Source organism: Streptomyces sp. GC420, from assembly GCF_009916105.1.
Taxonomy (GTDB): domain Bacteria; phylum Actinomycetota; class Actinomycetes; order Streptomycetales; family Streptomycetaceae; genus Streptomyces.
On the sequence record NZ_JAAAXQ010000009.1, the window covers coordinates 37494 to 46259 of the forward strand.

At 69.1% G+C, this 8766-nt stretch carries 9 protein-coding genes; 6 read left to right on the plus strand and 3 right to left on the minus strand.

The window, feature by feature from the left end; genetic code table 11:
• Nucleotides 1-443 precede the first annotated feature (443 nt).
• Complete coding sequence (crgA, locus tag GUY61_RS39620) at nt 444-698, minus strand: cell division protein CrgA (protein WP_166628357.1); 255 nt, start codon at nt 696-698, stop codon at nt 444-446.
• Between the two features lie 145 nt (nt 699-843).
• On the opposite strand from crgA, the gene GUY61_RS02455 reads away from it, so the two are divergent.
• Genes GUY61_RS02455 through GUY61_RS02475 form a run of 6 tightly spaced genes read left to right on the plus strand, consistent with a single transcriptional unit; the run spans nt 844 to nt 5077 of the window.
• Entirely contained in the window at nt 844-1614 is a 771-nt protein-coding gene (locus GUY61_RS02455) for a DUF881 domain-containing protein (protein ID WP_166628358.1), read from the plus strand.
• Nucleotides 1615-1634: 20 nt separating this feature from the next.
• Nucleotides 1635-2330, plus strand: coding sequence for a class E sortase (locus GUY61_RS02460; protein WP_166628364.1), 696 nt, complete (start codon nt 1635-1637; stop codon nt 2328-2330).
• A gap of 32 nt (nt 2331-2362) precedes the next feature.
• Complete coding sequence (locus GUY61_RS39000) at nt 2363-2524, plus strand: hypothetical protein (RefSeq protein ID WP_208105450.1); 162 nt, start codon at nt 2363-2365, stop codon at nt 2522-2524.
• Nucleotides 2521-3159, plus strand: a complete 639-nt coding sequence (locus tag GUY61_RS02465; RefSeq protein WP_166628359.1) for an aminodeoxychorismate/anthranilate synthase component II — start codon at nt 2521-2523, stop codon at nt 3157-3159. The genes GUY61_RS39000 and GUY61_RS02465 overlap by 4 nt, the downstream gene beginning before the upstream one ends.
• Nucleotides 3156-4289 (plus strand): class E sortase, encoded by a 1134-nt coding sequence (locus GUY61_RS02470; RefSeq protein ID WP_166628360.1) that lies wholly within the window; start codon nt 3156-3158, stop codon nt 4287-4289. Before GUY61_RS02465 ends, GUY61_RS02470 begins: the two co-directional genes overlap by 4 nt.
• A gap of 53 nt (nt 4290-4342) precedes the next feature.
• Entirely contained in the window at nt 4343-5077 is a 735-nt protein-coding gene (locus GUY61_RS02475) for a class E sortase (RefSeq protein WP_166628361.1), read from the plus strand.
• 75 nt (nt 5078-5152) lie between these two features.
• Here the strand turns inward: GUY61_RS02475 and pknB are convergent, their stop codons facing one another.
• Both pknB and GUY61_RS02485 read right to left on the minus strand, forming a co-directional pair.
• Nucleotides 5153-7129 carry a Stk1 family PASTA domain-containing Ser/Thr kinase gene (gene pknB, locus GUY61_RS02480; protein ID WP_166628362.1) on the minus strand — a complete coding sequence of 659 codons (1977 nt, stop codon included), beginning with the start codon at nt 7127-7129 and terminating at the stop codon, nt 5153-5155.
• Nucleotides 7130-7276: 147 nt separating this feature from the next.
• The gene (locus tag GUY61_RS02485) at nt 7277-8743 is read right to left on the minus strand and encodes a penicillin-binding protein 2 (RefSeq protein ID WP_166628363.1); all 1467 of its coding nucleotides are present in this window, start codon (nt 8741-8743) and stop codon (nt 7277-7279) included.
• Between the last annotated feature and the right edge of the window lie 23 nt (nt 8744-8766).

An 8766-nucleotide genomic window follows, 5' to 3' on the forward strand; every position in this document is an offset into this window, starting at 1 on the left:
CGGGGTCGCCCTGGGCTCTTTGTGCCGGAATTGCCCGGAAGCTCCTTCGTCGCTTCAGGGGGAGCACCGCCTGCGCGCTCGTTCGAACGATCCGGGCCGCCCGAACCGGCGTAGGCACGGTGGGCCATGCCCGGCACGGGCGGTACGCGGCTGGGGTCGTACTCGGGCCTCGGTTTCCTGTGCGAGTTGTCCACAGCGCGTGCGCTTTCCTGTGCACTCAGTGGACCGCGCTTGGGAGAAGTCGTGCCCCTCGTTTCCGACCTGGGCTTTTTCAGGTCTGGCGAGGGGCACGCCGCTCACACACAGGGTGTGCGGCGGTCACACCGGCGTCAACGCCGCGCAAGTTATCCACAGATCGTCGTAACTTATCCACCCTGTGGATAACGCTGTGGACAAACTCTGGGGAGAGCTTGCTCCGAAGGCGTGGACCGGCTACCGGCCCGCTATTTCCACTGGGTGGAGACGCCGAAGCCCGCCGCGATGAAGCCGAAGCCCACCACGATGTTCCAGTTCTTCAGAGCCTCGATGGGCAGCTTGGCGTCGGTCACATAGAACAGAACGATCCATGCCAGGCCGATGGCGAACATGGCCAGCATGACCGGTGCCACCCAGCCGCTGCTGGTCATCTTGAGGTTCGTGGCGGTCTTCGCCGGCGGCGGCGTGAAGTCCGCCTTCTTGCGGATCCGTGACTTCGGCACGAGGGACTCTCCTGTCGATGCGCTGCGTGACCGCGCAGTGAACTGGACTGGCGCGCCGGGACGGGGGACACGACGGGGCCGTTCTTCCTCCCCCGGGCGTCCGTTAGCGTAGTGCTTCCGTGGCGTCGTAAGGAGTAAGGGTACGTTGAGCAATTCCGCCGACTCCTCCTCCCGTACCGCGAAACGCCCGCCGTTCCGGGCGGTCCGGCTGCTGACCGCCTGCGTGTTCGCCCTCGCGGGCGTCCTCTTCGTCACCAGTTTCAACACCGCCAGAGGAACCAACCTCCGCACCGACGACTCCATGCTGCGGCTCTCCGACCTGATCCAGGAGCGCAGCGACAAGAACGCCGAACTCGACGAGTCCACGGCCCGGGTGCGCGAGGAGGTGGACGGGCTCGCGCAGCGCGACGACGGCAGCACGAAGGCGGAGGACGCCCGGCTCAGGGCCCTGGAGAAGGCGGCGGGCACCAAGAAGGTGACCGGTTCCGCGGTCACCGTCACGCTGGCGGACGCGCCGGCGAACGCCACCGCGCTGATCCCCAACGTGCCGGAACCGCAGCCCAATGACCTGGTGATCCACCAGCAGGACCTGCAGGCGGTGGTGAACGCGCTGTGGCAGGGAGGGGCCGAGGGCATCAAGGTCATGGACCAGCGCCTGATCTCGACGAGCGCGGTCCGGTGCGTCGGAAACACGCTCATCCTCCAGGGCAGGGTCTACTCGCCGCCGTACCGGATCACGGCCGTCGGGGACCAGGGCAGGCTGAAGAAGGCGCTGGAGGACTCCCCGGAGATCCAGAACTACCAGCTCTTCGTCCAGGCCTACGGTCTCGGCTGGAAAGTGGAGGAGAACGGGACGGTGACTCTTCCGGGCTACTCGGGCACAGTGGATCTCCACTACGCGGAACCTGTGGAGTAGTTCGGGGGCGGCCGGTGCCGGTGCGCGTGCTCGTCAGGACCTTCAGTGAGATCTGCATCACGCTCGGCTCGGTGATCGTGCTGTTCGTGGTGTATGTGCTGTTCTGGACCGGCGTCCGGGCGGACAGCGCCATGGACGGCGAGATGGACCGCCTCCGGCGGCAGTGGGAAAGCGCGCCGCCCGTCGACGCCGGCCGGGGGACGCGGCCCCCGGAGGAGGACCCGGGGGCCGGCCCGGAGCCGTACGAGGACGGCAAGCCCTTCGCCGTCATGTACATCCCGCGCCTGGGCGCGGACTGGGCCAAGCCGGTCCTCGAGGGAACCGCGGCGGGCACGCTGAAGAAGGGCCTCGGGCACTACGAGGGGACCGCCGTTCTCGGCGCCGCCGGCAACTTCGCGGTCGCCGGCCACCGGCGCACCTACGGCGACCCCTTCAAGGACTTCCCGCGGCTGCGGAAGGGCGACGCGGTGGTGATGACGGACGGCGCGACCTGGTTCACGTACCGGATCGACACCGCGCCCTTCAGGACAGTGCCCTCGGACGTCGGGGTCGTCGACCCCGTGCCGCGGCGGTCCGGTTACGACGGACCCGGGCGCTATCTGACACTGACGACCTGCGAGCCGGAGTGGGGCCACAGCCACCGGCTGATCGTGTGGGCTCATTTGGACGCCACCCAGCCTGTGGAAAAAGGGAAGCCGGCGGTGCTGCGCCATTAGTCTGGTGAGGTAAGCGGAACGAGAGGGACGGCATGTACGGCTGGATCTGGCGGCATCTGCCGGGTAACGCGTTGATCAGAGCACTCATCTCGCTGGTGCTCGTTCTCGCCGTGGTCTTCGTGCTCTTCCAGTACGTCTTCCCCTGGGCGGAGCCTCTGCTGCCGTTCAACGACGTGACGGTGGACGGCCAGTGAGCGCGCGCATCCTCGTGGTCGACAACTACGACAGCTTCGTCTTCAACCTCGTGCAGTACCTGTACCAGCTCGGCGCGGAGTGCGAGGTGGTGCGCAACGACGAGGTGGCCCTGAGCCACGCCCAGGACGGTTTCGACGGGGTGCTGCTCTCCCCGGGGCCCGGCGCGCCCGAGGAGGCCGGGGTCTGCATCGACATGGTGCGGCACTGCGCGGCCACGGGCGTACCGGTGTTCGGGGTGTGCCTCGGCATGCAGTCGATGATGGTGGCCTACGGCGGCGTGGTGGACCGGGCGCCCGAGCTGCTGCACGGCAAGACCTCCCCGGTGACCCACGAGGGCAAGGGTGTCTTCGCCGGGCTGCCCTCTCCCTTCACGGCGACGCGGTACCACTCGCTGGCCGCCGAGCCCGCGACGCTCCCCGCCGAGCTCGAGATCACGGCGTGGACGGGCGACGGCATCGTGATGGGGCTGCGCCACCGCGAGCTGCCGGTCGAGGGCGTCCAGTTCCATCCCGAGTCGGTTTTGACCGAGCACGGTCATCTCATGCTGGCCAACTGGCTGGTCCGGTGCGGGGACGCGGGCGCCGTGGAGCGGTCGGTGGGGCTCGCGCCGGTGGTGGGCAAGGCCGTCGCGTGACCGCACTCCGCCCCGAGCACGAGGCTGCCGGAACCTCCGCCCCGTACGGCCAGGGTCCGTACGGGGCGGAGGCGTACGGCGGTGCCCGGCCCGAGGAGCGGTGGAGCGAAGCGCCCGGCGGCCCGCGGGGACACGGCCCCCAGGTCCCCCAGGTCCCCCAGGGCGCCCCGGCTCCGGGGACGTCGGTCCGCGACGGGGTCCCGGCACCCAGGACCGCGTACGACGGCCTGGACCAGGAGACGGTGGGGCTGCGCATCCCGCACGTCCCGCCCGCTGCCGCGCGGACCCGTCAGGAGACCGATCCGCCCTCCGGCGGCCGCGCCCAGAGGCGGCGCGAGGCCCAGCGGCAGGCCAGGCACGGCCGCAGACGGCGACAGGGGCCCGCGGAGCCGCCCGGACCCGCCCAGGGGCCGCCCAGGACCCGTGCCGAGGCCAGGCGGGCGGCACGTGCCCGGCGGGAGAGCCCCGCGGCCGTGGCGAGCCGGGTCGTCGGCGAGCTGTTCATCACCATGGGCGTCGTGATGCTGCTGTTCGTCACGTACCAGCTGTGGTGGACGAACGTACGCGCCCAGGCACAGGCCAACGGCGAGGCCAACAGCCTCCAGGAGGACTGGGAGAACGGCGAGCGCGCACCGGGCAGCTTCGAGCCGGGACAGGGCTTCGCCATCATGCACATCCCCAAGCTGGACGTGGTGGTCCCCATCGCGGAGGGCACGAGCAAGAAGAAGGTCCTCGACCGGGGCATGGTGGGGCACTACGCCGAGGGCAGCCTCAAGACCGCGATGCCGGGGGACAAGAAGGGCAATTTCGCGGTCGCCGGCCACCGCAACACCCACGGCGAGCCGTTCCGGTACATCAACCGGCTGAACCCGGGTGACCCGATCGTGGTGGAGACGCAGGACACGTTCTACGTCTACAAGATGGCCAGCATCCTGCCGCAGACCCCGCCGAGCAACATCGACGTGATCAGCCCCGTCCCCCCGGGTTCCGGCTTCACCGAGCCCGGCCGGTACATCACGCTGACGACCTGCACCCCCGAGTTCACCAGCAAGTACCGGATGATCGTGTGGGGCAAGATGGTCGAGGAACGACCGCGCAGCAAGGGCAAGCCGGACGCGCTGGTCGACTGACGCAGACGCCAGGGGTGCCGGAGACGGCCACGAGACGGGGACGGGACGGCGCGGTGGCGACCACAACCGACCAGCAGCAGGACGACCGGGACGCCGAGGAGTCCGCCGGGCGGCGGCGCGGGACCCGGGGTCCGGTCGCGACCGCCGTCAGCGTTCTCGGCGAACTGCTGATCACCACCGGCCTCGTCCTGGCACTCTTCGTCGTCTACTCGCTGTGGTGGACCAACGTCGTCGCCGACCGCGCGGCGGCCCGGCAGGGCGATCAGGTCCGCGACCGCTGGGCGGACGGCCCCGGCAAGCTCGACACCAGGGACGGCATCGGCTTCCTGCACGTCCCGTCGATGACCGACGACGAGGTGCTGGTCAAGAAGGGCACCTCCGACAAGGTCCTCAACGACGGCGTGGCCGGCTACTACACCGAGCCGGTGAAGTCGGCCCTGCCCTGGGACAAGCGGGGCAACTTCTCACTCGCCGCGCACCGCGACGGGCACGGCGCGAAGTTCCACAACATCGACAAGGTGGAGAAGGGCGACGCGATCGTCTTCGAGTCCGAGGACACCTGGTACATCTACAAGGCGTACGCCAGGCTCGCCGAGACCTCGAAGTACAACGTCGGTGTCCTCGACACCGTGCCGGAGGAGTCCGGCAGGAAGAAGCCGGGCCGGTACATCACGCTGACGACGTGCACGCCGGTGTACACCTCCACGTACCGCTTCGTGGTGTGGGGCGAGCTCGTGCGGACGGAGAAGGTCGACAAGGACCGCACCCCGCCGGCCGAACTGCGCTGAGAACCCCGGGCATGCCGGAGCCCCGGCACCCTTCACGGGTGCCGGGGCTCTCGTCGTTGCGTCGACCCGTGCCGGTCAGCCGCCCAGGCCGCCGATGAAGCCGTCTCCGCCGTTGCCGCCGTTGTTGCCACCCTGCTGGATGGTGGTCACGTTGACGGCGGTGCCCTTGGGCACGGTGGTGCCGGGTGCGGGGTCGGTGACCACGACGAGGGAGTTCTCGTCCTGCGAGCCGGAGACGTTGCCGACGGTCAGCCCGGCGCCCTCCAGGTTCTTCCTGGCGTCCTTGAGCGTCTGGTTGCGGACCTCGGGAACCTGGACCTGCTCCTGCTCCGCGGCCTTGGCTATCTCGATGTTGACCGTGGAGCCGGGGTTGGCCTCGACGCCGGGCGCCAGGCTCTGGCCGACCACCGTTCCCTCGGTCGCCTGGGACTCGGCCTCGGTGACGGTGCCGAGCTTGAGGCCCGCCGACTCCAGGGCCGCCTTGGCCTCGTCCTGCGTCTTGCCGGTGAGGTCGGGGACCTCGACGACGTCCTTCTCCTGGGCCACGGTGAGGGTGATCACGGTGCCCTTCTCGGCCCTGCTGCCGGCCGCCGGGTCCTGGTCGATGACGACACCGGGCGGAAGGTCGGACTCCTCGAACTCCCTCTTGACCTCGAAGCCCTTTTCCTGGAGTTCCTGCTTGGCGTCGTCGAAGTCGTCGCCCTCGACGTCGGGGACCTCGACCGGGACGGTGCCGGTGGAGACCACGAGGTCGACGACCGTGCCCTTGTCGACCTTGGCACCGGCCGCCGGGTTCTGCTCGCAGACCAGACCCTTCTCCTGCTCGTCGCAGCGCTCCTCGGTGATCTCGAACTTCAGCTCCGAGTTCTCCAGGGACTTCCGGGCATCCTCCAGCTTCTCGCCGACCAGCGCGGGCACCGGAACCTGATCGTCGCCGTTGCCCCCGCCGAGGAAGGAGCGGCCGATGAGTATGGCGCCGACGAGGACGAGGACGCCGGCGACCACCAGGAGGATCGTGGAGGCGTTGCTCTTCTTCTGGTTCCCGCGCCGCCGGTCGGGCCGCTCGTCGTAGCCGTAGCCACCGTCGTCGGGGTTCATCGGCGGCAGCATGGACGTCGCCTGCGGGTCCGCGGTGCGCATGGCCGTCGTCGGGGCGTCCGCGCCGTACGCGCCGTAGCCGACCGAGCCCATGGCGGCGGTGGCGGCGACGGGCTGGCCGTCGAGGGCCGCCTCGATGTCGGCACGCATCTCGTCGGCGGACTGGTAGCGGTAGTCCGGGTCCTTGACGAGCGCCTTCAGGACGATCGCGTCCATCTCCGGAGTGATCTCCGGGTCGAAGACGGACGGCGGCTGCGGTTCCTCCCGCACGTGCTGGTACGCGACGGCGACCGGGGAGTCGCCCACGAAGGGCGGCCGGACGGTCAGCAGCTCGTACAGCAGGCAGCCCGTGGAGTACAGGTCGGAGCGTGCGTCGACCGTCTCACCCTTGGCCTGCTCGGGGGAGAGGTACTGGGCGGTCCCGATCACGGCGGCCGTCTGCGTCATCGTCATGCCCGCGTCGCCCATGGCCCGCGCGATGCCGAAGTCCATCACCTTGACCTGACCGGTACGGGTCAGCATCACGTTGGCGGGCTTGATGTCGCGGTGGACGATGCCGTTGCGGTGCGAGTACTCCAGCGCCTGGAGGATGCCGACGGTCATCTCCAGGGAGCGCTCCGGCAGCAGCCTTCTGCCGGAGTGAAGGAGCTCACGCAGCGTGGAGCCGTCCACGTACTCCATCACGATGTACGGGATGGAGACACCGTCGACGTAGTCCTCGCCGGTGTCGTAGACGGCGACGATCGCCGGGTGGTTCAGCGAGGCGGCCGACTGGGCCTCCCGGCGGAAGCGGGCCTGGAACGACGGGTCGCGGGCCAGGTCCGCACGCAGCGTCTTGACCGCAACGGTGCGGCCGAGACGGGTGTCGTGGGCGAGGTAGACCTCGGCCATTCCACCGCGGCCGAGCACCGAGCCCAGCTCGTACCGGCCGCCGAGGCGACGCGGCTCTTCCATAGGTACCTACCAGCCCTCTCCGTCGGTCCCGACCGCACCCTCGTGTGGTCCGGCGGTGTGCTGTCCGGGCATACCGTACCCGTCCCATGGTGTGCGGTACGGCCACGCGGGTCAGCTGATACAGGACCGGTACCGCTGTGACAGGAGTCACTTCCTGCTGTCGATGACCGCTTTCATGACGTCCCGGGCGATGGGACCGGCAAGGCCACCACCGGTGATGTCGTCACGATTGGCCGCGCCGTCCTCGACGACCACCGCGACGGCCACCGAGTCCCCGCCGTCGGTCTTGGCATACGAGATGAACCAGGCGTAAGGCTTCTCACTGTTGTTGAGACCGTGCTGGGCGGTACCGGTCTTGCCACCGACCGTGGCACCCGGGATCGCCGCGGTGGTGCCCGTGCCGTCCGTGACGACGTACTCCATCATCCGCTGGAGCTTCTGAGCGTTGTCCGCGGAGACCGCCCGGCCGTACTCCTCCGGCTCCTGCTTCTCGACGGTGTCGAGGTTCCGCGACTTGAGCTCGCTGACCATGTAGGGCTTCATGACCACGCCGTCGTTGGCGACGGCGCCGGCGACCATGGCCATCTGCAGCGGGGTGGCACGGTTGGACGCCTGGCCGATGCCGGCCATCGCGTTCTGCGGCCTGTTGTCCTCGGGGTAGACGCTCTCGACCGCGCGGACCGGGGTGAAGTGCTCCTCGTTGAAACCGAACTTCTCCGCCTGCTCGATCATCTTGTCGTTGCCGACATCGGCACTGATCTTGCCGAAGACGGTGTTGCAGGAGTTGCCGAGCGCCACCTTGAGCGAGCCGTTCTTGCAGCCGGTGTCGTGCTGGTTGGTGAGGTCGGTGGTGGTGTCCGGCAGCTGCCACGGCGACGGCGAGTCGGTCTTCTCGTCGATGTCGTCGTACAGGCCGTTCTCGAGCGCGGCGGCCGCCGTCACGACCTTGAAGGTGGAGCCGGGCGGGTACGTCTCGCGCAGCGCCCGGTTCAGCATCGGCTCGTCGGGGTTCTTGTCCTTCTGGAGCTTCACCCACGCCGGGGTGTCGGTGTCGGTGGAGTTCCCCGCGAACGTCGAGGGGTCGTACGACGGCGTGGAGGCCAGTGCCAGGATCGCGCCGGTCTCCGGGTCGATGGCGGCGACGGCGCCCTTCTTGTTCCCCAGGCCGTTGAAAGCGGCCTTCTGCGCCGCGCCGTTGAGCGTCGTGATGACCTGGCCGCCGCCCGGCTTCTCACCGGTGAGCATGTCGATCGTGCGGCGGAAGAAGAGCCGGTCGTCGTTGCCGGTGAGGATGCCGTCCTCGATGGACTCCAGTTGCGAGGCGCCGAAGGCCTGCGAGGCGTACCCGGTGACGGGCGCCCACATCTCGCCGTTCTTGTAGGTGCGCTTGTACTTGAAGTCGCTGCCGTTCGTCGGGACCGAGCCGGTGATGGCCTTGCCGTCGACGATGATGTCGCCGCGCGGGATCGCGTAACGCTCGATGGCGACACGGCGGTTGAGCTTGTGCGAGTTGAGTTCGTCGGCGCGGACGTACTGGATCCAGTTGTCGCGGATGAGCAGGGCGAGCACAAGGAGCCCGCAGAAGATCGCGATCCGGCGCAGGGGCTTGTTCACGGTCGGACCACCTGGGTCATCTC